Below are 26,732 nucleotides of genomic sequence, written 5' to 3'. Positions count from 1 at the left end.
GTCAGAACATCTTGCCGAAGTAGAGATAGGCGGCCTGACGGCCGCCGTCGGCGCGGCCGTACCCGACGTAAAGCGGCCCCAGCGGCGTGTCCGCGGCGGCGAACAGGCTGGCGCCGATGATGAAGCGGCCGAGATTGCCGCCGTCGGCGTCGTCGTCCACCGCCGCCGCCTCCACCGACAGGCCGGCGTAGAGCGGCAGGTTGAAGGCCAGCGGCGTGGTCTCGTTGAGCGCGCGCATGACGGTGAACCGTCCCATGGCCAGGTTGGCCGTGGAGATCTCGTCACGGGCATAGCCGGACACGTTGAACAGGCCGCCTACCGAGAAGCGGTGATAGACCGGCAGGTCGCCGTCCAGCGCGGTGCCGGCGCGCCCGCCGATCAGCACGCGGTTGCGCCCGAAGCTGATGGCCTGGTTGGCCGCCGCCTCGATCCGGGTGTAGCGCTCGTCGGCCCCCAGCGCCGGGTCGGCGTGCGCCAGGTTCACCACGGCCAGCAGACCGCGGGACGGGAAGCCCAGGTTGTCCACGGTGTCGACGGTGAGGTTCGCGACGGCGCGCCCGTAGGTGAAGTCGAAATCATCGGGTCCCGCCGTGCCGATCCGGCGATCGACCTCGCCGGCGCCGAAGGTGTAGCCGAGGCGGAGGTCGCCGATGGTCCCCAGCTCGTGGCCGAGGAAGACGGCGCCGCCGTACTGGGTGATCCGGTACTCCGCCGCCGGCGCGCCGCCCACCCACGTCTTGGTGTCGTCGCGGGTGTAGCTGGCCGACGCGCTGAGGTACAGCCCCGGTTCGGGTTGCAGCGGCTGGTAGAACTCGGTCAGGAGCTGCTGTTCGGAGCCGAAGGCCACCTGGTTGCGCCACTCCGCCCCGTAGGCGTTGAGCGCGGTGAAGTTGATGCCCAGGCCCAGCACGTAGCTGGAGTCACCGCTCAGGTCATGCTCCAGCGCCAGGCCGGCGCGCAGATAATCCTTGGCCCACGATTTCTCCGTGGCCGTCACCACCATGCCGGCCCGCCCGTCGCGGGTGACCAGGGCATAGTCGATCTGCTCGAAGTTGCCCAGGCCGTACAGGCGCGTGAAGTCCTGCTCCACCTGCGCCACGTCCAGCGGTTCACCCACCTTCTGCCGGATGAAGCTGCGGATGCGGCGGTCGCTGAGGCCGGTCTTGTTCACGATCTCGACGAAGTGGATGACCGGCGTTTCCACCTCCTCCCGCCCGCGCGCCGTCTTGTCGGCGGCGTAGGCTTCGGGCGTCATGGTCAGGGCGCGCAGCCGGTCGGCCACCTTGCGCGCCGCCGCCTCGCCGGGGCCGACGGCGTCCATGATGCGGCCGAAATCGCTCGACCCCATGGTGCCGAGATCGGGCTGGATCAGAATGTCGCGCGGTCCCAGGCTGGCGAGCTGGAGCAGGGAATTCTGCTGGATCAGCACGGTCAGCATCTGGCCGGCGATGTCCACGGTGGAGGTCAGCTCGTTGCGCTTCTTCAGGACGGACGGGATGTCGACGACGATCAGCACGTCGGCCCCCATGGCGCGGGCCACGTCGACGGGCAGGTTGTTGGCCACGCCGCCGTCCACCAGCAGCTTGCCGTCCAGGTCGACGGGCGGGAAGACGCCGGGCACGGACATGCTGGCGCGCATGGCCGTGGCCAGGTTGCCGCGGCCCAGCACCACCGCCCGGCCCGTTTCCAGGTCGGCGGCGACGGCCCGGTACCGGATGGGCAACTGGTCGAAATCGGTGACGTTGCGGGTGCGCAGGGTCAGGGCGCGCAGCATCAGCGTCAGCTTCTGCCCCTGGATCAGCCCGGCCGGAAGCTGGACGCCGCCGTCCTTCAGCCCGACCTTGAGGTCGAGCAGGAAGCCGTAATCCTCGGACTTGCTGCGGAACGAGCGGTCGCCGCGTTCCGGCCGGTCGGCGAAGGCGTCGGCCCAGTCGATGGTGGCGACCAGCGACTCCAGCTCGTTGGCGGTCAGGCCCATGGCGTAGAGGCCGCCGACGATGGAGCCCATGCTGGTGCCGGCGATCACGTCGACGGGGATGCGCAGCTCCTCCAGCACCTTCAGCACGCCCACGTGGGTGGCGCCGAGGGCGCCGCCGCCGCTGAGCACCAGGCCGATGCGCGGACGCCCCTCCGGTGCCGCGGCCCGGGCCACGGGAACCGTCAGGGCGAAGCCAAGGGTTAAGGCGAGGGCGAGAGCCGCGAAACCGACGCGGCGGAACGGGGTGCGACGGACGAGCGGACCGGACACGAATACCCCCGCGGCAAGCTATGACTTAACGGGTATATCCGCGGGCGAGGTGCGGGGTCAACAAACGTTCCGTGACCGAACGTCGGCCGGCATCCGCCCGCGGCGGCGGGCGGCGCGTCATGGTCAGGCGCCGGTGGCGGCGGGCAGCACGGTGGTGGCGATGGCGAAGTAGATCAGCACCCCCGACGCATCGGAGATCGAGGTGATCAGCGGTGCGCTGGCCGACGCGGGGTCGAGCTTGAAGCGGCTCAGCAGGAAGGGCAGGGACATGCCAACCAGGCTGCCCACCAGCACGATGATGACCATCGTGGTGGAGACGATCAGGGCGATCTCCGGCCCGCCGCGCACCAGCCCGATGGCCGACACCGCGACCGCCATGGTCAGGCCGAGCAGGCCGGCCACCATGGCTTCGCGCCCGAGCATGCGCCCCCAGTCCCGCAGGTGCACGTCGCCGGTGGCCAGCGCACGCACCATCAGCGTCGCCGACTGCGAGCCGGCGTTGCCGCCGCTGTCGATCAGCAGCGGCAGGAAGAACACCAGCGCCACGTTGGCCGCGATCAGATCCTCGAACGCCGCGATGCCGGCGCCCGAGAACAGGTTGCCGAACACCAGGATGACCAGCCAGAACACCCGCTTGCGGTAAAGCAGCGCGATGGTCGCGTCCTTCAGGCTGGTGGTCAGGTTGGCAACGGTGCCGTGCTTGTGGAAATCCTCGGTCGCCTCCTGCTCGGCCACGTCCATGGCGTCGTCGTGGGTGACGATGCCGACGATGCGGCCGTCGGCGTCCACCACCGGCAGCGCCAGCACGTCGTAACGGGCGATCCGGCGGGCGGCCACCTCCTGGTCGTCGTCCACCCGCACCGCATGGGTGGCGCGCTCCATCAGGGCCTCGACCCGCTCCTCCGGCCCGGCGAGGATGAGGTCGGCCAGACGCACCGCGCCGACCAGCCGGCGGTCGGCGTCGATCACATAGGCGCGGTAGATGGTCTCCTTGGCCGGCGCCTCGAGGCGCAGTTTGTCGATCGCTGCACGGGCGGTGAGGTCCGGGGCGAGCGTCGCGTATTCGGACGTCATGACCGCGCCCACCGTCCCCTCGGCATAGCCGGCGAGGCGGCGGATGTCCTCGCGCTCCGCCTGCGCCAGGGCCGGCAGCAGGGCTTCCCGCTGCTCCTCGCTCAGCCGGTTGAACAGGTCGGCGCGCTCGTCGGCCGACATCTCGCCCACCAGTTCGGCCAGCTCCGCCCGGCCCAGGCAGCGGGCGAGGTCGCCTTGCAGCGCGTCGGGGAAGTACCCGAACACCTCGGCGCGCACGTCCAGCGGCAGCACGCGCAGAATGGCGCAGATCTCCTGCTGCTCCAGCCCGCCCAGGAAGTTGGCGGTGTCGGCCGGGTGCTGCTCTTCGAAGAAGGCGGTGACCGAGTCCCGGTCGCCCTTGGCCAGGCAGTCCTGCACCGCCCGGTGCAGCAGCCGGTAATCGACCGCCGATCCGTCGAGCGCGGCCGGCAGGATGTCGCGGTTGGTGAAAACGTTCTCGTGCATGTCCGCCTCCATGGGTCGCCGGAGCGGGCGACCGGAGGCGGACCGGCGCGGCCTACCGGGCCGCCGGACCTGCCCCGGCCAACCGGGCCGGACGACGCTGCGCGGCCGTCGCCGGCCGCGTCATCGGGTTGTGTCGACTGTCCCCGCAGGGGCTACTGTCGCCGTGGTCCATTGTTCGTTCCGTGGTGTTGGTGCGCTGCCGGATAACCGTTCGCAGGCGCACGGCCCTTGTGCGCTGCACGGCGCAAAAAGGCAAGGGGTTCCGATTGCGGGGAATGGCACCGTCGGCGGTGCGGTGCGGCCCTGTCAGCCGGGCTCCAGTTCGGTGTCCCAATAAAGAAAATCCCGCCAACTTTCGTGAAGGAAGTTTGGCGGGAAGGAGCGTCCGTTCTCTTGCAACTCGTGGACCGAGGGTTGGAACGGCGGGGTTAGAGGAAGCATCCCGCAGACATGGGGCAACCGGTTCCCCTTGATCAGGTTGCAGGCGGAACAGGAGGTGACGACGTTCTCCCACGTGGTGCGGCCGCCGCGGGAACGCGGGGTCACATGGTCGAACGTCAACTCCTGCGTCGGGAACGGGTTGCCACAGTATTGGCAGGTGAAGCGGTCGCGCAGGAACACGTTGAAGCGGGTGAAGGCCGGGCGGCGGGTAGCCGGGATGTACTCCTTCAGCGAAATCACGCTCGGCAAGCGGATCGTGAAGGTGGGGGAGCGGACGACCCGGTCATATTCGGACACGATGTTGACGCGGTCGAGGAACACCGCCTTCACCGTCTCCTGCCAGGACCACAGGGACAGCGGGAAGTAGCTGAGCGGACGGAAGTCCGCGTTCAGCACCAGAGCCGGACAGTGATCGGGTGGTGGAGCCAATGGCCACTCCCTCGTCTGGTCCCCTCCCGGATGCCCGTCATCTCACGGCGATCTGACCGCACCATCCGGGAAACAGCACCAGATACATAAGCGATCGGGGGCGCCAACTCAACATCTCGTGAGTCCAGGGTCCCCGGGCACCGCAAATCTTCATCTCTCCGTAACCTTCCGGATACTCCGTCCGCAGGGGATTCCGTGGGGGTGGCGGGGTCATCCGGAGAGCACCCGCGACAGAAAGTCACGGCCGAGCGCCAGCCCCTCGGCGTCGATGCTGTGGCCGAGATCGGGGCGCACGTGCGCCTCGACCGGCAGCCCGGCCGCCTTCAGCGCGGCCGCCGCACGGGGCAGGGCTTCCACGGACACCACGTCGTCCCAGTCGCCGTGGACCAGCAGCACCGGCGGCCGTGCTGCCACCTCGTGCGCCAGGTCGCCGGTGTCGGCCAGGGCTCCGGAATAGCCGACGACTCCGGCGATGGCGGGCGTGCGCCGCGGCGCCACGTGCAGCGCCATCATGCAGCCCTGGGAGAATCCCAGCAGCGCCAGCCGGTCGGGGCCCAGCCCGTGCAACGCCAGTTGCTCGTCGATGTAGGCGTTCAGGATGGGGGCGGCGGCGCGCGCGCCGATGCTGAGCGCCGGGGGCGAGCGGTCCTGCAGGCTGAACCATTGCCGGCCGTAGGGGGCGAGGTCGCACGGAAACGGTGCGTCGGGCGCCACGAAGGCGGTGTGGGGCAGTGCCGGTGAGAGGTAGGTCGCCAGATCGATCAGGTCGGTACCGTCGGCGCCGACACCGTGCAGCATGACGACCAGGGAACGGGCCGGACCGCCGGCGACAGGCGCGACCGCGGGTCCGGACAGGCGGGGCAGGGCGGATGGCGTGTTCATGTGACAAATGGTGATCCAAGGGGGAGGGGGGCTGTCAACCGTGCCGAAGGTTACGGCGCGTTAACTTTAGCGGCGGCATGGTGGCGACAGCACGCGAGGGGGATCGTCCGAAGGGGGATTTGGCATGACCGCGATCATCATCGACCTGGCCGCCCGGCGGCAGGAGCGGGAGGAAACGGAACGGCGCCGACGCATCGAGGCGTTCGACCGGGAACTGCGCCGCCGGCTGGCGCTGCTGCAGGACGAGGACGAGGACGAGATCCCCGTCGAGCCGATCCGCGACAACCCGTATTACTGATACGGCCGGAAAATGATCACTTCCATCATTTTCCGGCCGTGAAACCCGGCAGATCAATGCCTTGGCATTGATCGAAAGGGTCATACCAACGGCACCCTTCAGGTGCCGTTGGTATGAGATCCCTGCATCCGCGGGATCACGCCGGCGGGCGGATGCGCTATAGAGGCGCCATGAGCGCCGTCACAACCCGCTTCGCCCCCAGCCCCACCGGTCATCTGCACCTGGGGCACGCCCATTCCGCCCTGTTCGGCTGGCAGGCCGCACGCCGGGCGCAGGGGCGCTTCCTGCTGCGCATCGAAGACATCGACCCCGGCCGCTGCCGGGCGGACTTCGAACGTGACCTGCTGGAGGATCTGGCCTGGCTCGGCCTGCGCTGGGAAACGCCGGTGCGCCGCCAGTCGGAGCACGCGGACGACTACCGTGCCGCCCTGGCGCGGCTGGAGGACGCGGGGCTCGTGTATCCCTGCTTTTGCACCCGCAAGGACATCGCCGCCGAGATCGCCCGGGCGGGGCATGCCCCGCATGGTCCCGACGGGCCGCTCTACCCCGGCACCTGCCGCACCCGGAGCGCGGCGGAACGGGACCGCCGGCGCGACGCGGGCGACGCCTTCGCCCTGCGCCTGGACGTGCGGCGCGCCATGGAGCGCGCCGGCCCGCTGCGCTGGCATGACCGCGGCCGCGGCTGGCAGGACGCGACGCCGCAGATCCTCGGTGACGTGGTGCTGGCGCGCAAGGACACGCCGACCAGCTATCATCTCAGCGTCACCGTCGACGACGCCCTACAAGGGGTGACGCTGGTGACGCGCGGCGAGGACCTGTTTTTCGCCACCCATCTGCACCGGCTGTTGCAGGCCCTGCTCGGCCTGCCCGCACCGGAGTGGCACCATCACGGGCTGCTCACCGACGAGCGCGGCGTGCGCCTGGCCAAGCGGGACGGCGCGCGGTCCCTGCGGACTCTGCGCGCTGCCGGTCACACCCCGGCCGAGGTGCGGGCCATGGCGGGCTTTCCCGACGCCGGGTGAGGTGGGCTACAGCGGACGGCGCAGGCCGGACACCAGGTCCAGGTAGTCTGGATGATCGGGGGTGAGATGCCCGTGGCGGATCAGGAAATCGATCACCACCAGGTTCACGTTGAACTTCCACGCGTCGGTGTCGCGCACGCTGTCCATCACCCGCTCGACCGGCCACAGCTCGAACGCCTCGACCTCGCCGTCGGTGTTGACGGGCGTGAAGCCGGGGTCCAGTTCCAGATCGTAGATGAACAGGGTGTCGGGCTTCAGACCGAGACCGGTGCCCATCAGATAGGTGATCGCCCCGACCGGCACGGCGCGGGCGATGATGGCGGGATCGTCGATCCCGGCTTCCTCCTGTGCCTCCTTGGCCAGATTCTCCGCCAGAGTCAGCCCGATGGGCTGGCCGCCGCCGATGAGGTTGTCGAACTTGCCGGGCGACACCGCCCGGTCGCTCGCCCGCCGCGCCACCCACACGGACAGGCCGCCGGTCCCGTCGCGCACGAACCCGTTGACATGCAGGCCATAGGCGGCGACGCCGAACGGGGTCACCGCGGCGCGGTCGATGCGCATCATCGGCTCCGCACCCCAGCGGGCCATGACGGGATAGTGCTCGCCCCGCAGCCCGCGCACCACGCCGGTGTCCACCAGATGGCGGGCGGCCCGGTCGAGAGCCGACGAGCGGCTCTCGAAGTCGCGCAGCTCCGGCGCCAGGGTGACCCGGTCCGGGGTCACGATGAAACCGGGATCGACGTCCGGCAGGGCGTCGGCCAGGGACGGAGCGATCCAGCCGACCCGCACGCCGTCCACCGCGAAGGGGCGGTAGGCCGCGGGGTCGCCGGTGTTGCAGGCGCGGATGTGGTCGAGGAAGCCCATGGCCCCGGTGTACTCCGGCGCCGGCCGGACGCGCAAGCCTCCGGCATCATGAGCCCGGAGTCGGTGTTGCATCGCCCTTGTTGCCCATCGTAGATACGGGATCAGGCACCGGTGCGGGAGCAGGGTCATGATTGGGACGGACTTCGGGACCCGCTCGGTCCTCGTCATCGAGGACGAAGCCTTTACCCGGATGGTTCTGGCGAAGATGCTGACGAATCTCGGGTTCAAGGCGGTGCACCAGGCCGGCGACGGCGCGGCCGGCCTGGCGGCGGTGCGCGCCCACGCGCCCGATGCGGTGGTGTGCGACGTGGAGATGACGCCGGTGGACGGGCTTGGTTTCCTCAGGGCCCTGCGCGACAGCGGCGACCCGCGCGACCGCGACCTGCCCGTTATCTTCCTGACCAATCGGGCCGATCCCGCTGCGGTGACGCAAGCCCGGGCGCTGGGTGTGGGCACCTTCATCGTCAAGCCGGCGACGCCGGACTCCCTGCGCGCCTCCCTGGAAGAGAAGCTGTCCGGCCGAACGGCCTGATACGGCCCCGGCCGTGCCGCGTACCTCTGCCGTTGGTATGCCCGCCACGCGGCCGTTCGGAGCGCTTCCAACGCTCCGAACGTCGACGTTGGCACGCGGGCGCGCCGCTCCCCATCTCTCTTAGGAGCCCCTCTCCCTTTGGAAGGGGTGGACCCGGCGGCGCCTTTCCTGCGTTAATGGACTCCATCTGCAGGTGTGAATCGCCGCGTACGGTTGAGCCGCCCCGGATCATAGGGAGTTGTTAACCTTTGTTGACCAACCTGAACTTCGGCTTTCGCGTTGCCGCCACCTGACGGCACGAGACATGCTCTGGAGGATGATGGCGTGACGACCTGCGCCAAGCTTGTCCGGACGGAGCGGCACCCGGAGACGTCTCCCGGCGCCGGCAAGCGGCGCCCGCCATCCCGGCCTGTCAGCACATGGGCGCGGCGGCTGCCGAAGGGCGCGGGTGATCGCGTGTTGCGCAATGGCAGCACCTTCAGTTTCCGGTTTTGGCGCCTGGAAAGCCCTAACTGGAGCATTACATTCAGAATCAACACTCTTACCGGTGCGCCGCGTTCGGCCGCCGATTGCATGGAAGCGCTGGATTTGGACGGTGAGCGGGAGCGGTTGCGGGCTCTGGCGCCTGCCTCTCCCCTTGGACTGCGGCGGCGTACGCTGCCCCCTGGCGGTCGAACGCCCTGCGGGACGCGCCGATGGATGTGACCCAGGAATACGGAGTGAGGAATGTTCCCGGCCGACGAACTGTTCACTCGATATGCGCAAGCCTACGAGGGTCGCCGCGAGGCGGAACTGACCCTCACCGAGTACCTCGAGGGCTGCCGCAATGATCCGATGATGTACGCGTCCGCTCCGGAGCGCATCCTGGCCGCCATCGGCGAGCCGGAGGTGGTGGACACCTCCAAGGATCCGCGCGTCGGGCGGATCTTCATGAACCGGACCATCAAGGTGTATCCCGCCTTTTCCGACTTCTACGGCATGGAAGAAACGATCGAGCGGATCGTCGGCTTCTTCCGCCACGCCGCCCAGGGGCTGGAGGAGCGCAAGCAGATCCTCTACCTGCTGGGTCCGGTCGGCGGCGGCAAGTCGTCCCTGGCGGAGCGGCTGAAGTCCCTGATGGAGAGGTGCCCGGTCTATGTGCTGAAGGCGGGCAAGGAAATCTCGCCGGTGTTCGAGAGCCCGCTGGGCCTCTTCAACCCGGAGGAGATGGGCGAACTGATCGAGGAGCGCTACGGCATCCCGCGCCGCCGTATGACCGGCCTGATGAGCCCCTGGGCCATCAAGCGCCTGGACGAGTTCGGGGGCGACATCTCGCGCTTCCGGGTCGTCAAGGTCCATCCCTCGAAGCTGCGGCAGATCTGCGTCACCAAGACCGAGCCGGGCGACGAGAACAACCAGGACATCTCCTCGCTGGTCGGCAAGGTCGACATCCGCAAGCTGGAGATGTTCAGCCAGAACGATCCCGACGCCTACAGCTTCTCGGGCGGCCTGAACCGGGCCACCCAGGGCATCATGGAATTCGTCGAGATGTTCAAGGCGCCCATCAAGATGCTGCACCCGCTCCTGACCGCGACGCAGGAGGGGAACTATGTCGGCTCGGAGAACATCGGCGCCATCCCCTATCAGGGAATCATCCTCGCCCACTCCAACGAGGCGGAGTGGCAGACCTTCAAGAACAACAAGAACAACGAAGCCTTCATCGACCGCATCTGCGTTATCAAGGTGCCCTACTGCCTGCGGGTCACCGAAGAGCAGAACATCTATGACAAGCTGATCGCCGGTTCCGACCTGTCGCAGGCGCCCTGCGCCCCGGCGACGCTGGAAATGCTGGCCCGCTTCTCGGTCCTGTCGCGGCTGCGCGACCACCCGAACAGCAGCCTCTATTCCAAGATGCGCGTCTACGACGGTGAGAGCCTGAAGGAGACCGACCCCAAGGCCAAGTCGATGCAGGAGTACCGCGACCAGGCCGGCGTTGACGAGGGCATGGACGGCATCTCCACCCGCTTCGCCTTCAAGGTGCTGGCCGCCACCTTCAACTACGACAGCAACGAGATCGCTGCCGATCCCGTGCATCTGATGTACATCCTGGAGCAGTCCATCAAGCGTGAACAGTTCCCGGATGAAACCGAGAAGAAGTACATCGAGTTCATCAAGGCCGAACTGGCCCCGCGCTACGCCGAGTTCATCGGGAACGAGATCCAGAAGGCGTATCTGGAATCCTATCACGATTACGGACAGAACCTGTTTGACCGCTACGTCGACTACGCCGACGCGTGGATCGAGGATCAGGACTTCAAGGACCCGGACACCGGCCAGCTGCTGAACCGCGAGCTGCTGAACCAGGAGCTGACCAAGATCGAGAAGCCGGCGGGCATCGCCAACCCCAAGGACTTCCGCAACGAGGTCGTCAAGTTCGCGCTGCGCGCCAAAGCCGCCAACCAGGGGCGCAACCCGTCGTGGACGTCCTACGAAAAAATCCGTGAGGTGATCGAAAAGCGGATGTTCTCCCAGGTGGAGGACCTGCTGCCGGTGATCTCCTTCGGGTCCAAGAAGGACAGCGAGTCCGAGAAGAAGCACACCGAGTTCGTCTCCCGCATGATGTCGCGCGGTTACACCGAGCGGCAGGTCCGCCGTCTGGTGGAATGGTACATGCGGGTCAAGCAGGCCGGGTAACGCCGGGACCGCACACAGCAACGGATGGCGAGGGCTTCCCATTGATGAACATCATCGACCGCCGCCTGAACCCGCAGGGCAAGAGCCTGGCCAACCGCCAGCGTTTCCTGCGCCGTGCCAAGGAGCAGGTCGTGAAGGCGGTCCGCGAGGCATCGAGCAAGCGCGGAATCCAGGACATCGAGAACGGCGACAAGATCTCCATCTCGACCGGAGGCGTGCGGGAGCCCACTCTCCACCGTGCCCGCAGCGGGGGCGTGCGCGACTACGTCGTCCCCGGCAACCACGAGTATGTGGAGGGCGACACCATCCCCCGTCCCGAGGAAGGGGGTGGCCGCGGCCGGGAAGGCAGCCCGGACGGGGAGGGCGAGGACGATTTCCGCTTCGTCCTCTCCCGCGAGGAGTTCCTCGACATCTTCCTGGAGGACCTGGAGCTTCCCGATCTGGTGAAGCAGAAGGTCAAGCAGTCCGAGTCCTTCTCGTTGACGCGGGCCGGCTACTCGGTCAGCGGGTCGCCGTCGAACCTCAACCTGGTGCGCACCATGCGCAACAGCCTGTCCCGGCGCATCGCGCTGCGGCGCCCCAAGCCGGACGAGCTGCTGGAGCTGGAGCGCGAACTGGCCGACGCGGAGGCGCGCGGCGACGACCCGGAGCGGCTGGAGGAGATGCGCCGGCACCTGGACCATGTCCGGCTGCGGTCGCGCCGCATCCCCTTCATCGATCCCATCGATGTGCGCTACAACCGCTTCGAATCCGTGCCGAAGCCCATCGCGCAGGCGGTGATGTTCTGCCTGATGGACGTCTCCGGCTCCATGACCGAGCATATGAAGGACCTGGCCAAGCGGTTCTTCATGCTGCTCTACCTGTTCCTGAAGAAGCGCTACCGTTCCGTCGACATCGTCTTCATCCGTCACACCCATGAGGCGAAGGAGGTGGACGAGGAGACGTTCTTCTATTCCACCGAGACCGGCGGCACCGTGGTGTCGACCGCGCTGGAGGAGATGCAGCGGGTGGTGCGCGAGCGCTACCCCGAGAACGAGTGGAACATCTATGCCGCCCAGGCGTCGGACGGCGACAACATGTCGTCCGACAACGCCCGCTCGGCCGCCCTGCTGCGCGACGGCATCCTGCCCCTGTGCCAGTACTTCGCCTACATCGAGGTCGCGGCGGAACACAACATGGGGCTGTCGGCGCTGGGCCGGGAGACCGAGCTGTGGCGCACCTACAAGCTCGTCCAGCGGCCGGACCTGCCGCTCGCCATGCGGCGCGTCCGCTCGCGTCGTGAGATTTTCCCGGTCTTCCGCGAGCTGTTCGCCCGCGACAAGGTCGGCGCGTGAGGGAGGCATCATGACCGCCGTCATCACCCGTTCCGAAGGTCCGCTGTACGACGGGGCCGACTGGGACTACGACAAGATCAAGCGCGTCTATGACGCCATCGAGCACATCGCGCAGAAGGAACTCGGTCTGGACGTTTATCCCAACCAGATCGAGGTCATCACGGCGGAGCAGATGCTCGACGCCTACTCCTCCATCGGCATGCCGCTGATGTACAAGCACTGGTCGTTCGGCAAGCACTTCGCCCGCGATGAGATGCTTTACCGCAAGGGCATGCGCGGCCTGGCCTACGAGATCGTCATCAACTCCAGCCCCTGCATCAGCTACATCATGGAAGAGAACACCATGACGATGCAGACGCTGGTGATCGCCCACGCGGCGTTCGGACACAATCATTTCTTCAAGAACAACCAGCTTTTCCAGCAGTGGACGGATGCTCATGGCATCCTCGACTATCTGGAATTCGCCAAGGCCTACATCTCCCAGTGCGAGGAGCGCTACGGCTTGCCGGCGGTGGAGCGCGTCCTTGACGCCGCCCACGCCATCATGCCCCAGGGCGTGCACAAGTATCCCAAGAAGCGCCCGTTGGACCTGATGGCCGAGTTGAAGCGGAACCGTGACCGGCAGGAGTACCAGGAGCAGACCTTCAACGATCTCTGGCGCACGGTGCCGCGTCCGGCCGGGGGCCGCCAGCCGTCCCGCACCGTCAGTGAACGCAAGAAGCTGCTGGGCTTGCCCGAGGAGAACCTGCTCTACTTTCTCGAGAAGAAGGCGCCGCGTCTGGAGCATTGGCAGCGCGAGATCCTCCGCATCGTCCGCCACATCTCCCAGTATTTCTACCCGCAGAAGCAAACCAAGCTGATGAACGAGGGTTGCGCCACCTTCGTCCATTACACGATCATGAACCGGATGTTCGAGCGCGGGATGATCACCGAAGGGGCGATGCTGGAGTTCCTGCATTCCCACACGTCGGTGGTGTTCCAGCCGGAATTCGACGATCCGCGTTTCTCCGGGATCAACCCCTACGCGCTGGGGTTCGCGATGATGCAGGACATCCAGCGCATCGCCGAGAGCCCGACCGAGGAGGACCGCCAGTGGTTTCCGGACCTGGCCGGTTCCGGAGACGGCATCGCCGCGGTGCGGGAGGCCTGGGCCAACTACCGCGACGAGAGTTTCGTCCTGCAGTATCTGAGCCCGGCGCTGATCCGTAAGCTGAAGCTGTTCTCGGTGCGCGACGATTCCGAGGACCCGTATCTGCTGGTGGAGAACATCCACAACGAGCGCGGGTACCGCAACCTGCGCAGGCTGCTCGCCCGCCAGTATGACCTGGCCTATCTGGAACCCGACCTGCAGATCGTCGACGTGGACCTGGCCGGCGACCGCAAACTGATCCTGCACCACCGCGTGACCAACGGCGTGTTGCTGGACGAAGCGGACACCAAGGCGGTGCTGCGCCACATCGCCAACCTCTGGGGCTACGAGGTGCAGCTTGTCGAGGTGTCGGCGGTGTCCGACGCCATCCTCAAGGAGCACGCCGTCACCGCACCCACCGCCATGGTGGCGTGACGCCCGGCGCTGCAGCCCCCTCTGCCGATCCGGGAGAGGGGGCGTTGCCGTTCACATGAACTGCGCCATCGGACAGCCGGCGTTCGAACAGCCGGCCGGGTTGCAGGCCGGCGGCGGCGCGGCCGCCGCAGCCCTGGCCTTGCCGACGCTGGGCGCCATGATGGCCTTCTCCACCTTGGTGCCACCGCAGGAGGGGCAGGCGATGGCGCCTTTGCGGGCGTCATAGTCGGCCATGTTGTCGAACCACTCGTCGAACTCGTGGCCACAATCGCAACGCAGCGCGTAGAGGATCATCGCTCGCAGTTCCCGGATTTGGGATGGGGGTATTGAGCCGTCTTCTACCCGAATCCGTTGGCCGCGCCAAGCGGTGGTTCGATGCGCGGCGAGCCCCGGCAGGGCAGGGTTGCACCGGCCGGGGCTTTCGCGCTGCAGCAGGCTTCAGTATTTTAGCAGCCGCTAAAGTGTTTGGCCTGCAAAGGAGATATCCATGGTTCACGACTGGTCGCAGATGACCAAGGACCTCGTCGCCGCGATGAAGGAGCTGCGCGGCGGCACCCCCGATGTGATGAAGGCCTTCTCCGAGATGGCCCGGTCGGCGACGGGAACCAACGTCCTCGACACGAAAACGAAGGAGCTGATCGCGCTGGCCATCGCGGTGGCGACGCGCTGCGACGGTTGCGTCGCCTTCCACGCCAAGGCCGCGGTCGAGCACGGCGCCAGCCGCGAAGAAGTCATGGAGACCATGGGGATGGCCATCTACATGGGCGCCGGCCCGTCGGTCATGTACGCCGCCCAGGCGGTCGAGGCGTTCGACCAGTTCACCGCGCTGAAGAAGGGCTGAGACCCGGTCAGCCGCCCAGGAAGCCCTTGAGCTGCTGCGCCGTGAAGGTCGGCGGGAAGTGCGCCGTCTTCGCGGTTTCGATGACGTCCTCGATGAAGTGGTGGTAGTGGGCTTCCGGATCGGCGGGCGGCATGACGGGCTTGAAGGGGCCGTCGTAGCCGTTCGCCGACCGCAGCGTCGTCCCGTATTCGGCCGGATCGAGCAACGGGAACAGGAAATAGGAGTGGGAGCCCTCCTGCGTCTCCGCCACGTGGCGGTGTTCGCGGGCGATGCTGAAGCTGCCGTCCGCCGCGGGCGCGGAGAGGATCGCCAACCCATGATGGACGCGCGCGCGGTCGCGCGTGTTCTGGTGGGCATCCTGGTCGAAGTCCGCCTTGGGGTAGACGGCTTCGATGCTCGCGCGGTCGTTGACGTTGGCTTTGGTTTCCATTCCGTCCTCCAGCCTTGTGATGGTGCCGATCTTGCCGGTTCCGAGTCTACCCGACAAACGGCCCGTCGGCATGGCCGGGTCCCGGAACAATTCTGCGATATGGAATGGGAGCGCCGGTCACCGCTGGTCCAGCTTGATCTCGATGCGGCGGTTGCGGGCCATGGCGTCCTCGCCGGTGGCGGGGTCGAGCGGCTGGTGTTCGCCGAAGCCGGCGGCGACCAGGCGGTCGGCGGGGATGCCCTGCTCCATCAGGAACTTGACCACCGATATGGCGCGCGCGGCGGACAGCTCCCAGTTGGACGGGAACTGGTAGGTGGCGATGGGGCGGATGTCGGTGTGCCCGTCGACGCGCAGCACCCAGTTGATCTCCGGCGGGATGTTGCGGCCGATTTCGATCAGCGTCTGGGCCAGTTCGGCCAACCGCTGCCGGCCGCTCTCCTGAAGCGTCGCCGAACCCGACGGGAACAGCAGCTCCGACTGGAAGACGAAGCGGTCGCCGACGATGCGGACGTCGGGGCGGTTGCCCAACGCCTCCCGCACCCGGCCGAAGAACTCCGAACGATAGCGGGCCAGCTCCTGGACCTTGCTGGCCAGCGCCTGGTTGAGGCGGCTGCCCAGGTCGACGATCTGCACGCGCTGCTCCTCGGCCAGCGCCTCCGATGCCTCCAGGGCGGCGTTGAGGCGGGCCAGCTCGGCGCGCAGGGCCATCATCTCGCGGTTCAGGACGGCAATCTGCTCCTCGGTACGGCTGACCAGGGCCTTCTCCTCGTCCAGCGCGCCGGCGGCCGTGTCCAGGGCGGCCAGAAGCTCTTCGATGCGGATGTCGCGCTGCTCGATGGTGCGCTGGGCCAGCATGGTGCGCTGGTTGGCGTCGGCCAGGGTGGATTCCAGGGCCTGCGCCCGGTCGCGCACGGTGCCCAGTTCGGCCAGCAGCCGTTCCCGCTCCTCGCGGGTCAGGCGCAACGCCGTTCCCATTTCGGCGATCTCGCCCTCCAGGCGCTGGCGGGCTTCGCGCAGGGCCCGCAGGTCGGCCTCCAGGCTGGCGACCTCGCGCAGCTTCAGCTCGATCGTCTCGCGGTCGGCCCGCACCGTGCGTTCCAGCTCCGTCGCCGCGCGCTCCAGCCGGTCGCGCTCGTCCTGGAGCATCAGCATCTGGGAACTCATGTCCTCGCGCGCGGTGATGGACGCCTGAAGCTCGTCGGAGAGCTGGGTGATGTTCAGGCGCAGGTCGGCGTTGGCGTCGCGCTCCAGGGCCAGCAGGTCGTTCAGTTCGGCGATGCGGGTGTTGAGGCGGACAAGCTGTTCGTCCCGGCCGGTGATGACGTTGGCCAGATAGAACTGGGTGACGACGAACACCATCAGCAGGAACATCACGACCATGATGAGCGACGACAGCGCGTCGACCCAGCCGGGCCAGGCGTTCACCTCGCGGTAGCCGCTGCGACGACTCAGACTGGCCATGGTTTGCGTGCTCCTCGCCGGCTCACCGGCCGTCGGTCCGCTCGGCGTCCTCGGCCAGGGCGGCGATGGTGCGGGTCAGGACCTTGATCTCGCTGCGGATCTCCTGCACCGACTGGGTCCGGCCGCTGGCCGATTCTTCGACCAGCCGGGCAAGATAGATGTCGATGTTGCGCAGGTGCTGGCGCGAGGCGTCGTCCATGCCGAAGCCGGTGGTCGCCGCCTCCGACAATCGGGCCAGCAGGTGCTTCATCTGCACCTGGCTCTCCCCCAGCTTCAGCAGCAACTGCTGCTCGGCGCGCATCTGGTCGGTCAGGGTGGCCAGCCGCTCGGTGAGGGCCAGCACCTGGGCGTTGGCGGCCCGCCGCCCCTCCTCGGCACCGGCGACGGTGCGCTGGAGCGATTCCAGGTTCTCCGCCGTCTGCTCCAACAATGCCTGGACGTAGATCGGAACCGACTGGTCGCCGGTTTCCAGCCCGCCCGCGGCGCCGGTGGACAGCCGCGTCGCCCCTGACAGCCAATCCTCCACATCCTGGAAGAAGCGGTGCTGGGCCTGGGTCGCCTGCAACTCCAGGAAACCCAGCACCAGCGACCCGGCCAGGCCGAACAGGGACGAGCTGAACGCCGTGCCCATGCCGGTCAGCGGTGCCTCCAGCCCCGATTGCAGGTTGGTGAACATGCTGGCCACGTCGCTGCCCTGGACCGACAGGCTGCCGATGACCGACCCCACCGAGCGCACGGTGTGCAGCAGGCCCCAGAAGGTGCCGAGCAGGCCGAGGAAGATCAGCAGGCCGATAAGGTAGCGCGACAGCTCCCGCGATTCGTCGAGCCGGGCGGCGATGCCGTCCAGCAGCGAGCGCATGGACAGCGCTGACAGCATCAGGCGTCCCTTGCGCTCCCCCAGCATGCGCGCCATGGGGGCCAGGAGCACCGGCTCCGACACGTCCGACACGTCCGCACCCGCCCCGCCGGGGCGCGCGTCGCGCCGGAAATGCTCCAGCCACTCCACCTCGCGGCGCAGCGTCCACACCTGACGGAAGATGTAGACGATGCCCACCAGCAGCGTCGCCAGGATCATCCCGTTCAGCGCCGGATTGGTTAGGAAGGCGTTCTCCAGGGCCGGGAACAGCAGTGCGGCCACCGCCACCACGATGACCAGGAAGATGATCATCCGGGTCAGAAAGCGCTCCGGGCGCGTCATGGGAAGGGACCTCCTGGAGTGTCGGCGGGGCGGCCGGTCGGGCTCGGACTCAATCGTTCAGGAATTCCACATCGATCCGGTCGGGCGGGCCATCCGGAGCGGTGGCGCCGAGCGCGCGGATATCGACGCGGGTGCTGCGCACGCCGTGGGCCGCCAAACGCTCGCGCAGGGCCAGGGCGCGCTCCAGCGACATACGGCGGGCGTCACGCTCGGTCTCGGCGCCGGCCTCTGCGTAGGAGCGCAGTTGCAGGCGCAGCCGCTCGTCGGCGCGCAGGCGGGCGGCGGCCGTCTCCACCAGGGCCTCGGCGTCCTCGGGCAGCGCGGTGACGGCACCGGCGTAGACGACGCTGAAATCCTCCATCGCCGGGACAGCGGCGGGCGGCGGCGGCAGGGCCGCCGTTTGCGTGTCCTGTGCCGGCGGTTGCGGGCGCGCGGGCTCGACCGGAGCGACCGCGACGTCCGGGGCGGGCTCCGGAGCGCTCGGAGCCTCGCGCGGAGGCGGAAGGGGGGGAGCCCCGGCCGGCAGGGCGGGCGGAGGTACCGGCGGCAGCGCCGCCACTTCGGGCGGCGGCGGTGCCTCGATGGGCGTCGGGGCAACGAATCGCGGCGGGGCGGCGATCGGGCGCGGTGCACGCACCGGTGGTGGTGGCGGCACCGCCAGCGGCACCGCGTTCTCCAGGGACAGGGGTGCGCCCGATCCCGGCGCCGCCGGGCGGGTCACGGTCACGTTCACCTGAGCGGAGGCCGGACCCGCGAGTCCGGCCAGGAGCACGCCGACGGCCAGCGCCAGACGCGCCGCCCGACGTCCGGCGGATGGCTTCGAGTACCGGATCATGCCTGCGTGAATACCCCCGGTGAGCAGTGCCCTGTTCCTTTTAAGCGGGATCCGGACCGCACCATAGCCTATTGAGGGGTGTAGAAAAAGTTTCCCGGCGCGGGAGGGGGAAAGTCCCCTCCGCCCGGGTTCGGCGAACCGAATGGCAGCAGCGTCCGCTCAGGAGGTCGGCGGCTTGATGGTCGGCGGCTGCGGAACCGGCACGACCGGCGCGCGCTTGCGCTCCACCCCGCGCAGGGTCTTGGCCAGCGGCAGGTGGAGGTGGGCGTTGGCGGCCAGGATGGTGCCACCGAACACCGGGTTGCGGCCACCGCCGATCTCGCTGACGAAGCCGCCGGCCTCGGTGACCAGCAGGACGCCCGCGGCGCAGTCCCACGGCGCCAGCCCGCGCTCCCAATAGCCGTCGTAGCGGCCGGCGGCGACGTAGGCCAGGTCGAGCGACGCGGCGCCGAAGCGTCGGATGCCGGCCACCTCGGTCATGATCGCCTCGGCCTCGTCCAGGAAACCGGCGGCGTCGCCGCGGCCCTTGAACGGGATGCCCGTGGCGATCAGCGCATCGGCCATGTTGCGCCGCTCCGACACGCGCAGGCGCGTGTGGTTCAGATAGGCGCCCTGGCCCTTCTCGGCCCAGAACAGCTCGTCGTGCACGGGCTCGTAGACGACCCCGGCGACGATTTCTCCGCTTTTCTCCAGGCCGATGGAGATGGCGAAATGGGGCAGGCCGTGCAGGAAGTTGGTGGTGCCGTCGAGTGGGTCGACGATCCACCGGGTGGTCTTGTCGCGCCCGGAGGAGCCGCCGCTCTCCTCCATCAGGAAGCCGAAATCGGGACGCGCCTTCTGGAGTTCGTCGCGCAGCGTCTTCTCGGCGCGGTGGTCGGCGGCCGACACGAAGTCGGACGGGCCCTTGCGCGACACCTGGAGCTGCTCGACCTCGCCGAAGTCGCGCACGAGGCCGCGCGCCGCCTTTTCAGCGGCGCGGACCATGACGTTGATGAGTGCGGAACGGGTCGCCATGAGGTGCGGATCAATCCTTTGCGCGTTCGACGTACTCGCCCGAGGAGGTGTCGACGACGACGCGGGTGCCGGCCTCGATGTGCGGCGGCACCAGGATCGACACGCCGTTCTCCAGCTTGGCGGGCTTGTAGGAAGAGGAGGCGGTCTGGCCCTTCACGACCGGATCGGCCTCGACGATCTGCAGCGTCACCTTGGGCGGCAGTTCCACCGACAGGGGCGCGCCCTCGAAGCTCTGCACCGTCACTTCCATGCCGTCCTGCAGGAACACGGCCTGATCGCCGATGATCTCCCGCGGGATGGAGACCTGCTCGTAGCTTTCCTTGTCCATGAAGGTGTAGCTGTCACCCTCGCTGAACAGGAAGGTCATCTCGTGCTCGTCCAGCCGGGCGCGCTCAACGGTTTCCTGGGTACGGAAGCGTTCGATCGTCTTCGTGCCGGTCCGCACGTCCTTCATTTCGAGCTGGATGAAGGCACCGCCCTTGCCGGGCTGGACGATGGCGGTTTTCTGAATGACCCAGAGCTTTCCGTTGTGCTCCAGCACGTGGCCGGGGCGCATCTGGTTGGCGTTAACCTTCATGGCACGATCCGTATTTCCAAGAGACGAGCGGCGCGGACCCTACCAGCTTGGCCGGACCGAGGCAACGCCGCGAGGCTCCGGATATGCGCCTTAGCCGGGCATCGTGCAACAGTTTATGGTATGGCCCGCCGCACCCCGTCCCGCCGCCGTCGAAAGCCGCCCCCATGACCGCTGCCCACCCCTTCTGGCATCCCGACGTCTTCGCCGCCCGGGCGCCCCATCTGGCCGTGCGCGGGCGCGTGCTGGGGGCGGCGCGCCGTTTCTTCGCCGACCGCGGCTTCGTCGAGGTGGACACCCCCGCCCTCCAGGTGTCGCCGGGGATGGAGCCGCACCTGCACGCCTTCGCGACCGAACTGGTGGGGGCCAACCCGGACGACCGGCGCCGGATGCACCTGCACACCAGCCCCGAGTTCGCCATGAAGAAGCTGCTGGTGGCCGGCGTGCCGCGGCTGTTCCAGATCGCCCGGGTCTTCCGCAACGGTGAGCGCTCTGCCACCCACCACCCGGAGTTCTCCATGCTCGAATGGTACCGGGCGGGGGAAGGCTACACGGCGCTGGTGGAGGATTGCGTGGAACTCGTGCGCGCCGCCGCCGTCGCGTCCGGCCGCACGGTGTTCACCTTCCGGGGGATGAGCTGCGACCCCTTCCGGCCCTGGCGCGTTCTGACGGTGGCGGATGCCTTCGCCGAATACGCCGGCATCGACCTGACGGCGGCTTACGACGGCACCCACGAGCCCGACCCGGCGCCGCTGGCCGCCGCCGCGGCACGGGCCGGCGTCGCGCCCCACGCGGGCGACCGCTGGGAGGACATCTTCTTCCGCGTCATGTTCGACCGCATCGAGCCCCATCTCGGCGCAGGCGTGCCCTGCGTGCTGACCGACTATCCCGTGTGCATGGCCGCCCTGTCCCGCCCGAAGCCGGAGGACCCCACCCTGGCCGAGCGGTTCGAGCTGTACGCCTGCGGCCTGGAGCTGGCCAACGCCTTCGGCGAATTGACCGATGCCGCCGTGCAGCGTGCCCGCTTCGCCGCTGACATGGACCTGAAGGAGCGCCTCTACGGCGAACGCTTCCCGGTCGACGAGGATTTCCTGGCTGCCCTGGAGCATGGCATGCCCGCCAGCGCCGGCATCGCGCTCGGCTTCGACCGGCTGGTCATGCTGTGCGCCGGCGTGGAGACGATCGAGGAGGTCCTGTGGGTGCCGGTGGCCCCGGTGGGGACGCCATGAGGCCGATACACCCGGTCACGCACCGCCGGGGCGAAAGGTGACCGTTCCACCCATTGGGAGAAAGGAAGTTCAAATCCCCGGCTTAATCCCTTGTTAACGATCCCCTTAACGAACGCTTAACATCAAAAGGGGGAGGCGCTGCGTGACATGGTGTACCGACCTTACCGCGTCACCACCGGGACAGCGGCTTCCTTCAGGAGAGTCAGCAGGGAGTCGGACGGCATGGGACGGGCGAAGAGATAGCCTTGCATGCAGGTGCAGCCGGCCCGGCGCAGCAGAACGGCTTCCTCTTCCCGTTCGACCCCCTCGGCGGTCACCGACAGCCCGAGGTGCAGGGCCATGGAGGTGACGGCGTTGACCAGGCCGTTCAGCGTCGCGTCGGAGTCCATGCCGCTGACGAACGACCGGTCGATCTTCAGCTTGTTGAACGGGTATTTGCGCAGATAGGCCAGCGACGAATAGCCGGTGCCGAAGTCATCGATGGCGATCGGCACGCCCATGCCGTGCAGGATGCGCAGGGCCTTGCCGGCCTTCTGCTCGCCCGACAGGAAGACGCCTTCGGTGACCTCCACCTCCAGCGCGTCGGGCGGCAGGCGGTGCAGGTCGAGCGCGCGGGCGATGTGGTCCACCATCGTCAGGTCGATGAGATCCTTCGGGCTGACGTTGACGGCGATCGGGAAGGGACGCCCCAGTTCCCGGCGCAAGCGCGCTGCCGCTGCGGCGGCGGCGTCGACGACCCATCGGTCGATGTCGCGCACCAGTCCCGCGTCCTCGGCGATGGGGATGAAGACGCCCGGCGGCACGTATCCCTCGTCGCCGCGCCGCCAGCGCACCAGGGCTTCCGCCCCTGTGAAGCGGCCGGTTGCCGACTCCACATAGGGTTGCAGGTGCAGTTCCAGCCCCCCTTCATCCAGCGCCCGCCGGAGCCCGGCCTCCAGCTCGAAGCGACGGCGCACCTCCGTGTCCATGGACCGCAGGAAGCGGCGCACCGTGTTGCCGCCGGCCTCCCGGGCCCGGTTGGCGGCGCTGTAGGCGGCCTTCTCCAGGTCGATGGCCGAGCCACCGTCGTGGGGCGCCACGGCGATGCCGATCCGCACCGTCACCCGCACCACGGCCTTGTCCACGGCGATGGGCTCCGCCGCGGCCGCCAGCAGCGCGGCCGCCAGGGTGTCGGCTTCTCCGCCGCGCGGATGCACCACCAGGAACTCGTCACCCGTGACTCGGGCCAGCGTGTCGGCTTCGTCGACCAGGTTGCCGAAGCGGCGGGCCAGTTCGCGGATCACCGCGTCGCCGGCCCTCTGCCCCAGGGATTCGTTGATCCGCACGAAGTTGTCGGTGCCCACGTGCAGCACGGCCACCGGGTCGCCGTCCAGGACGTGGCGTTGCAGCCGGTCATGGGCCAGGGTGCGGTTGGGCAGGCCGGTGAGCGCGTCGTAGTTGGCCGCCCGCTCCAGCGCCTGCTCGTAGCTGCGCTGTAGGGTGATGTCCTGCTTGGCCGCCAGATAGTTGATGACCGCTCCGGTGTCGTCGAACACCGGGGAGATGGTCACCCGCTCCCAGAACAGTGACCCGTCCTTGCGGCGGTTGCAGAGGTCGCCGGTCCACACCTGGCCGGTGCCGATGCGGCTCCACATCTCCCGGTACACGCTGGCCGGTGTCTGGCCCGATGCCAGCATCCCGACATTGGCTCCGATCACCTCTTCGCGGCGATAGCCGGTGACGCGGCAGAAGGTGTCGTTCACATACAGGATCCCGCGATCCGCGTCGGTGATCACCAGGGACGACGGGCTCTGCTCCACGGCGGAGTTCAGGATGCGCAGCGAGCGCTCCGCCTCCGCACGCCGCCCGATCTCGTTGCGCAGCCGGCGGCGGGACTGAGCGATGCGCAGGATGGCGCCGACCAGCAGCAGGATCACCGCCCCGCCGCCGCCGGCGATCCACGGGGCATAGCGGGACAGCACGTCGGTGAGGGCGAAGGAGATGGTGGCGTAGGGGCCGACGCGCAGGTCGCGGAACAGCTCGTCCACCACCTTGTACGAGCCGGGCACCACCCAGCCGTGGATGCCCGCGGCGCGCGCCGCCTCGCTGTCGGACGGCAGGCGCAGTGCGGCGATCAGCACCTCGCGCGCCAGGGCTTCCGGCGTCCCGGAGACCTTGGCCAGTGGCCATTCGGGGTACAGCCGCGTGCTCAGGCGGAAGGGGAAGCCCGGCTCGTCACGCGGGTTGACGACGCGCAGATCCTCCAGGCGGATCTTGCCCTCGCGGGCCATCTGCTCCACCAGATCGGCCCGGACGAATCCGGCGTCCGCGCGGTCGGCCAGGACGCCGTAGACCACCGTCTCGTGGTTGCGCGTTTCCGGCAGCAGGATGGCCTCGCGCGGCAGATCGACGCCCTGCGCCCGCGCCTCGCCCTCGTGGGCCTGCCAGCCGCCCAGACTCATTCGGTCGGGGTAGAGGATCATGGTGTTGCGCAGATCGGCGTAGGTGTTCAGGTCCGTGCGCCGGGCCCGGGTAATCACCACGCCGCCCATGCGGTCGATCAGGCCGCCCGGCGTGTCCATCAGCCGGGTGGCGATGCGGGTGGCGTGGCCCCCCAGTTCCAGCGCCGCGTAGTGGCCCGTGTTGGTGATGACGAACTGGACCGACCGCTCGCGCACGGCGGCGGACAGCTCGTCATAGCCGAGCGGCACGATGGTGAATCGTGTGCCGGGGATGCGCTGCGAGAAATAGGCGGCGTGGGGCAGCCACTGGGCCAGCGCCGCATCGATGCCGCGGTAGGCGAGAACGCCGATGCGCACGGCGGTTTCGGTGTCCGCATCCTCCGTCCGGCCCGGCGCGGTCAGGGCGACCAGGATCAGCAGGGCGCCCAGGGTCCGGACGAGGAGCGTTCGTATCATGGCCGCCGGTTCCGGGTCGGACGAGCAATATGCCCAGCGAGTGTGCGGTTTCTTATCGAAGAAAAGCACGGGCTCGCTGCCGGTTCAACGATAGATATAGACCGGTTGTACGATGGCTTGTCTCATTGGGTGAGAGCGGGGTGGAACGCCCGGGCCGGGACGGCGAAGTTGGCGCCGTCCGGCAGGCCGGACACGGCCACGCCGAGCCCGACGATCGTCCAGGTGCTCCCGTCCAGGTGCAGCAGCGGCCCCCCGCTGACGCCGCGGGATCCGGAACAGTCGTGCAGCAGCAATCCCCCGGCGTTCGTATCCAGCAACCGGCAGTCACGGTCTGCCATCAGCAGATGAGCACGGTCCTGGCTGAAGCCCGCCAGCGCAACGGGCGTATCCGGCGGCGGCGGTCGGGCGGTCACCGCCAGCGGCGCCACGCCGGGATCGGGGCCGGGCACCAGCGTCAGGACGGCCCAGTCGGCGGGAAGCGATTCCACCGGTCGCGTGCCGTCGTAACCGGCCCCCACGGTATAGTGGGCAACCCGCCGGTGCACGCGATGGTCACCCCGGGCGTATCCGAACAGGACGTGCAGCGACTGCGCGGCGAAGAGCCGGCGGGTGCGCCCGTTGAACAGGCAGTGGGCGGCCGTCACCACCCGGTCGGGCGCCGCCAGAACGCCGGTGCAGCGCCCGCCGAGGTTGGTCTGCACCCGCACCACGGCCGTCCAGGGCGGCGTCTCCACGTCCACCACCGACCGGCGGTCGCCCGCGGCGACGCCGGGCAGCAGCGGGTTGGCGGTGCCGGCACCGGCCGGCATCGCCGCCAGGGTGGCGAGCGCCAGGGCGGCACCCGCGACGGCGCTATGCCACGGCGAACAGGTCGTCATCGCCGGGCTCGTCCCGATCGGGTGCCGCCGGATCGCCGGGGGCGGTTTCCCGGCCAAGGCCGGGCAGGGCGATGATGCGCCCGCCGCCGCGTTCGGTGCGCAGCACGATGACGTCGCGCTGCTCCAGATAGCCCAGCAGCCGGCGCGCCCGCCCCGGCGACCGGCTGCCGCAGACCCGCGCCACCTCCGCATCGGACGGACAGGGCGCCCCCTCCAGCGCGGCGCGGGCGAGCAGCAGGTAGAGTCCGTGCAGGTCCTCCGGCAGGTCGGCGGCGACGGCCAGCGCCCGGTCCCACTCCGGCGCCGCGGCGGCATCGGCCTCGACCCCGGCGCGGGCGGCGGCGAGGCGGCGGCGGAAGGCCGGCAGGTCCGGCGGCCGCCCGCCCACCGCGCGGATGCGGCAGCGCACCAGGAAATCCTGGTACAGCACGGCGACGGACCGGTACGCGGCTTCCGGGTCGGCCAGGACCTCGCGCAGGATGGCGTCCAGCGCCGCGTCCCGCTCTGCCGCCCGCTCCTCGCTCTCCGCTTCCACCTCGGGCGTGGCGGCGGCGGGGCGGGCGGCGGCGAGTTGCGCCAGGAGTTCGGCGGTGGACGGCGGCGGGGGAGGCGGCGGGCGGCGCGGCGGGGGCTGGAAAGGCGGCGGTTCCGCCTCGCCGGGGGCGAAGATCAACCCGTGCGCGTCTTCGGGCGGCGTGTCGGGCAGCGGCATCAGGCGCGGGCTGCCGGTGCGCCCGGCGGTTTCGACCTCGCCGATGCGAATCGGCAGCGGTCGGCGCGACAGGGCCGGGCCGAGCGCCACGAAATGGCCCCGCTCCAGGTCGCGGAACATCTCCGCCTGCCGGCGCTCCATGCCCAGGAGATCGGCGGCGCGGGCCATGTCGATGTCGAGGAAGGTGCGTCCCATCAGGAAGTTGGACGCCTCCGCCGCGACGTTCTTGGCCAGCTTGGCGAGCCGCTGGGTGGCGATGATGCCGGCGAGCCCGCGCTTGCGGCCGCGGCACATCAGGTTGGTCATGGCGCCCAGCGACACCTTGCGCGCCTCGTCCGACACCTCGCCGGCGGCGGCGGGGGCGAAGAGCTGTGCCTCGTCCACCACCACCAGCATGGGATACCAATGGTCGCGGTCGGCGTCGAACAGGCCGCCGAGGAAGGCGGCGGCGTGGCGCATCTGTCCCTCGGCGTCCAGACCTTCCAGATTGAGCACCACCGACACCCGGTGCTGGCGCACCCGGGCGGCGATGCGCTGCAACGCCCCTTCGGATTGGTCGGCGGCCTCCACGACCACGTGGCCGTAGCGGTCGGCCAGCGTGACGAAGTCGCCTTCGGGGTCGAGGATCGCCTGCTGCACCCAGTTGGCGCTCTGTTCGATCAGGCGGCGCAGCAGATGCGACTTGCCGGACCCCGAGTTGCCCTGGACCAGCAGGCGCGTCGCCAGCAACTCCTCCAGATCGAGGGCCGCCGGCGTGCCGGCCCCCGTCGTCCCCATGTCGATGCCGACCTTCATCCACCTCTCCGTCGCCCCGGGCGCCCATCCCTATAACGCAGG

Annotated in this window: 23 protein-coding genes; 8 read left to right on the top strand and 15 right to left on the bottom strand. The window is 68.9% G+C overall.

Features of this window, described 5'->3' with window-relative positions:
* Position 1: 1 nt before the first annotated feature.
* From G472_RS0103310 to G472_RS0103295, 4 genes are all read right to left on the bottom strand, one after another.
* Positions 2–2,248: a patatin-like phospholipase family protein gene (locus G472_RS0103310; RefSeq protein ID WP_084536402.1), complete on the bottom strand. Its 2,247-nt coding sequence runs from the start codon at positions 2,246–2,248 to the stop codon at positions 2–4.
* Positions 2,249–2,371: 123 nt separating this feature from the next.
* A complete protein-coding gene (gene mgtE / locus G472_RS0103305) occupies positions 2,372–3,787 on the bottom strand; it encodes a magnesium transporter (RefSeq protein ID WP_029007233.1) in 1,416 nt (471 codons plus the stop codon).
* A 306-nt stretch (positions 3,788–4,093) separates the two neighbouring features.
* On the bottom strand, positions 4,094–4,657 hold the full coding sequence (locus G472_RS0103300) for an HNH endonuclease (RefSeq protein WP_029007232.1): 564 nt from the start codon (positions 4,655–4,657) through the stop codon (positions 4,094–4,096).
* A 210-nt stretch (positions 4,658–4,867) separates the two neighbouring features.
* Positions 4,868–5,539, bottom strand: a complete 672-nt coding sequence (locus tag G472_RS0103295) for an alpha/beta hydrolase (RefSeq protein WP_029007231.1) — start codon at positions 5,537–5,539, stop codon at positions 4,868–4,870.
* A gap of 124 nt (positions 5,540–5,663) precedes the next feature.
* Here G472_RS0103295 and G472_RS39375 point away from each other — a divergent pair, with 124 nt between their 5' ends.
* Both G472_RS39375 and gluQRS read left to right on the top strand, forming a co-directional pair.
* A complete protein-coding gene (locus G472_RS39375; RefSeq protein WP_169732767.1) occupies positions 5,664–5,837 on the top strand; it encodes a hypothetical protein in 174 nt (57 codons plus the stop codon).
* A 170-nt stretch (positions 5,838–6,007) separates the two neighbouring features.
* A complete protein-coding gene (gene gluQRS, locus G472_RS0103285) occupies positions 6,008–6,859 on the top strand; it encodes a tRNA glutamyl-Q(34) synthetase GluQRS (RefSeq protein ID WP_029007230.1) in 852 nt (283 codons plus the stop codon).
* Between the two features lie 6 nt (positions 6,860–6,865).
* Here gluQRS and G472_RS0103280 read toward each other — a convergent pair whose 3' ends face one another.
* Complete coding sequence (locus tag G472_RS0103280) at positions 6,866–7,759, bottom strand: DUF4743 domain-containing protein (RefSeq protein WP_342667905.1); 894 nt, start codon at positions 7,757–7,759, stop codon at positions 6,866–6,868.
* A gap of 91 nt (positions 7,760–7,850) precedes the next feature.
* Here G472_RS0103280 and G472_RS0103275 point away from each other — a divergent pair, with 91 nt between their 5' ends.
* The 4 genes from G472_RS0103275 (at position 7,851) to G472_RS0103260 (ending at position 13,826) form a co-directional block, all read left to right on the top strand.
* On the top strand, positions 7,851–8,255 hold the full coding sequence (locus tag G472_RS0103275; RefSeq protein ID WP_029007228.1) for a response regulator: 405 nt from the start codon (positions 7,851–7,853) through the stop codon (positions 8,253–8,255).
* A 726-nt stretch (positions 8,256–8,981) separates the two neighbouring features.
* A complete protein-coding gene (locus G472_RS0103270; RefSeq protein ID WP_029007227.1) occupies positions 8,982–10,928 on the top strand; it encodes a PrkA family serine protein kinase in 1,947 nt (648 codons plus the stop codon).
* Between the two features lie 44 nt (positions 10,929–10,972).
* Complete coding sequence (locus G472_RS0103265; RefSeq protein WP_035690739.1) at positions 10,973–12,262, top strand: YeaH/YhbH family protein; 1,290 nt, start codon at positions 10,973–10,975, stop codon at positions 12,260–12,262.
* A gap of 10 nt (positions 12,263–12,272) precedes the next feature.
* Entirely contained in the window at positions 12,273–13,826 is a 1,554-nt protein-coding gene (locus G472_RS0103260; protein ID WP_029007225.1) for a SpoVR family protein, read from the top strand.
* Between the two features lie 51 nt (positions 13,827–13,877).
* On the opposite strand, the gene G472_RS0103255 is transcribed toward G472_RS0103260, so the two are convergent.
* Positions 13,878–14,120 (bottom strand): DUF1178 family protein, encoded by a 243-nt coding sequence (locus G472_RS0103255; RefSeq protein ID WP_029007224.1) that lies wholly within the window; start codon positions 14,118–14,120, stop codon positions 13,878–13,880.
* Between the two features lie 193 nt (positions 14,121–14,313).
* Here G472_RS0103255 and G472_RS0103250 point away from each other — a divergent pair, with 193 nt between their 5' ends.
* Positions 14,314–14,667: a carboxymuconolactone decarboxylase family protein gene (locus G472_RS0103250; protein ID WP_029007223.1), complete on the top strand. Its 354-nt coding sequence runs from the start codon at positions 14,314–14,316 to the stop codon at positions 14,665–14,667.
* 7 nt (positions 14,668–14,674) lie between these two features.
* On the opposite strand, the gene G472_RS0103245 is transcribed toward G472_RS0103250, so the two are convergent.
* The 6 genes from G472_RS0103245 to efp all read right to left on the bottom strand — a co-directional run bounded on the left by G472_RS0103245 (position 14,675) and on the right by efp (position 20,182).
* A complete protein-coding gene (locus tag G472_RS0103245; RefSeq protein WP_029007222.1) occupies positions 14,675–15,097 on the bottom strand; it encodes a hypothetical protein in 423 nt (140 codons plus the stop codon).
* Between the two features lie 117 nt (positions 15,098–15,214).
* The gene (locus G472_RS0103240; protein WP_029007221.1) at positions 15,215–16,558 is read right to left on the bottom strand and encodes a peptidoglycan -binding protein; all 1,344 of its coding nucleotides are present in this window, start codon (positions 16,556–16,558) and stop codon (positions 15,215–15,217) included.
* A 22-nt stretch (positions 16,559–16,580) separates the two neighbouring features.
* A complete protein-coding gene (locus G472_RS0103235; protein WP_029007220.1) occupies positions 16,581–17,756 on the bottom strand; it encodes a hypothetical protein in 1,176 nt (391 codons plus the stop codon).
* A gap of 49 nt (positions 17,757–17,805) precedes the next feature.
* The gene (locus G472_RS0103230; protein WP_051340254.1) at positions 17,806–18,591 is read right to left on the bottom strand and encodes an OmpA family protein; all 786 of its coding nucleotides are present in this window, start codon (positions 18,589–18,591) and stop codon (positions 17,806–17,808) included.
* Positions 18,592–18,750: 159 nt separating this feature from the next.
* Positions 18,751–19,605 (bottom strand): inositol monophosphatase family protein, encoded by an 855-nt coding sequence (locus G472_RS30990; protein WP_051340251.1) that lies wholly within the window; start codon positions 19,603–19,605, stop codon positions 18,751–18,753.
* A 10-nt stretch (positions 19,606–19,615) separates the two neighbouring features.
* Positions 19,616–20,182 (bottom strand): elongation factor P, encoded by a 567-nt coding sequence (efp, locus tag G472_RS0103220; protein ID WP_029007218.1) that lies wholly within the window; start codon positions 20,180–20,182, stop codon positions 19,616–19,618.
* 164 nt (positions 20,183–20,346) lie between these two features.
* Between efp and epmA the strand changes: the two genes are divergently transcribed.
* Positions 20,347–21,408, top strand: coding sequence for an EF-P lysine aminoacylase EpmA (gene epmA / locus G472_RS0103215; RefSeq protein WP_029007217.1), 1,062 nt, complete (start codon positions 20,347–20,349; stop codon positions 21,406–21,408).
* Positions 21,409–21,569: 161 nt separating this feature from the next.
* Here epmA and G472_RS36715 read toward each other — a convergent pair whose 3' ends face one another.
* From G472_RS36715 to G472_RS0103200, 3 genes are all read right to left on the bottom strand, one after another.
* Positions 21,570–24,305 (bottom strand): EAL domain-containing protein, encoded by a 2,736-nt coding sequence (locus G472_RS36715; protein ID WP_051340250.1) that lies wholly within the window; start codon positions 24,303–24,305, stop codon positions 21,570–21,572.
* A 122-nt stretch (positions 24,306–24,427) separates the two neighbouring features.
* Positions 24,428–25,183, bottom strand: a complete 756-nt coding sequence (locus tag G472_RS30980; RefSeq protein WP_051340248.1) for a trypsin-like serine peptidase — start codon at positions 25,181–25,183, stop codon at positions 24,428–24,430.
* Positions 25,158–26,690 carry a helicase HerA domain-containing protein gene (locus G472_RS0103200; RefSeq protein WP_029007216.1) on the bottom strand — a complete coding sequence of 511 codons (1,533 nt, stop codon included), beginning with the start codon at positions 26,688–26,690 and terminating at the stop codon, positions 25,158–25,160. The genes G472_RS30980 and G472_RS0103200 overlap by 26 nt, the downstream gene beginning before the upstream one ends.
* Between the last annotated feature and the right edge of the window lie 42 nt (positions 26,691–26,732).

This window comes from Azospirillum halopraeferens DSM 3675 (assembly GCF_000429625.1).
Classification (GTDB): domain Bacteria; phylum Pseudomonadota; class Alphaproteobacteria; order Azospirillales; family Azospirillaceae; genus Azospirillum; species Azospirillum halopraeferens.
The sequence above is the reverse complement of the archived record's forward strand: the minus strand, read 5'-3'. Positions and strand labels throughout refer to the sequence as shown.

What these genes read in the sequence shown, in the direction of transcription:
- G472_RS0103235 (WP_029007220.1), bottom strand. Translation starts at nt 17,756, where the DNA reads ATGACGCGCCCGGAGCGCTTTCTGACCCGGATGATCATCTTCCTGGTC.
- G472_RS0103255 (WP_029007224.1), bottom strand. Translation starts at nt 14,120, where the DNA reads ATGATCCTCTACGCGCTGCGTTGCGATTGTGGCCACGAGTTCGACGAG.
- G472_RS0103265 (WP_035690739.1), top strand. Translation starts at nt 10,973, where the DNA reads ATGAACATCATCGACCGCCGCCTGAACCCGCAGGGCAAGAGCCTGGCC.
- efp (WP_029007218.1), bottom strand. Translation starts at nt 20,182, where the DNA reads ATGAAGGTTAACGCCAACCAGATGCGCCCCGGCCACGTGCTGGAGCAC.
- G472_RS0103295 (WP_029007231.1), bottom strand. Translation starts at nt 5,539, where the DNA reads ATGAACACGCCATCCGCCCTGCCCCGCCTGTCCGGACCCGCGGTCGCG.
- G472_RS30990 (WP_051340251.1), bottom strand. Translation starts at nt 19,605, where the DNA reads ATGGCGACCCGTTCCGCACTCATCAACGTCATGGTCCGCGCCGCTGAA.
- mgtE (WP_029007233.1), bottom strand. Translation starts at nt 3,787, where the DNA reads ATGCACGAGAACGTTTTCACCAACCGCGACATCCTGCCGGCCGCGCTC.
- G472_RS30980 (WP_051340248.1), bottom strand. Translation starts at nt 25,183, where the DNA reads ATGACGACCTGTTCGCCGTGGCATAGCGCCGTCGCGGGTGCCGCCCTG.
- epmA (WP_029007217.1), top strand. Translation starts at nt 20,347, where the DNA reads ATGACCGCTGCCCACCCCTTCTGGCATCCCGACGTCTTCGCCGCCCGG.
- G472_RS0103245 (WP_029007222.1), bottom strand. Translation starts at nt 15,097, where the DNA reads ATGGAAACCAAAGCCAACGTCAACGACCGCGCGAGCATCGAAGCCGTC.
- G472_RS0103240 (WP_029007221.1), bottom strand. Translation starts at nt 16,558, where the DNA reads ATGGCCAGTCTGAGTCGTCGCAGCGGCTACCGCGAGGTGAACGCCTGG.
- G472_RS0103230 (WP_051340254.1), bottom strand. Translation starts at nt 18,591, where the DNA reads ATGATCCGGTACTCGAAGCCATCCGCCGGACGTCGGGCGGCGCGTCTG.
- G472_RS0103270 (WP_029007227.1), top strand. Translation starts at nt 8,982, where the DNA reads ATGTTCCCGGCCGACGAACTGTTCACTCGATATGCGCAAGCCTACGAG.
- G472_RS39375 (WP_169732767.1), top strand. Translation starts at nt 5,664, where the DNA reads ATGACCGCGATCATCATCGACCTGGCCGCCCGGCGGCAGGAGCGGGAG.
- G472_RS0103250 (WP_029007223.1), top strand. Translation starts at nt 14,314, where the DNA reads ATGGTTCACGACTGGTCGCAGATGACCAAGGACCTCGTCGCCGCGATG.
- gluQRS (WP_029007230.1), top strand. Translation starts at nt 6,008, where the DNA reads ATGAGCGCCGTCACAACCCGCTTCGCCCCCAGCCCCACCGGTCATCTG.
- G472_RS36715 (WP_051340250.1), bottom strand. Translation starts at nt 24,305, where the DNA reads ATGATACGAACGCTCCTCGTCCGGACCCTGGGCGCCCTGCTGATCCTG.
- G472_RS0103200 (WP_029007216.1), bottom strand. Translation starts at nt 26,690, where the DNA reads ATGAAGGTCGGCATCGACATGGGGACGACGGGGGCCGGCACGCCGGCG.
- G472_RS0103260 (WP_029007225.1), top strand. Translation starts at nt 12,273, where the DNA reads ATGACCGCCGTCATCACCCGTTCCGAAGGTCCGCTGTACGACGGGGCC.
- G472_RS0103275 (WP_029007228.1), top strand. Translation starts at nt 7,851, where the DNA reads ATGATTGGGACGGACTTCGGGACCCGCTCGGTCCTCGTCATCGAGGAC.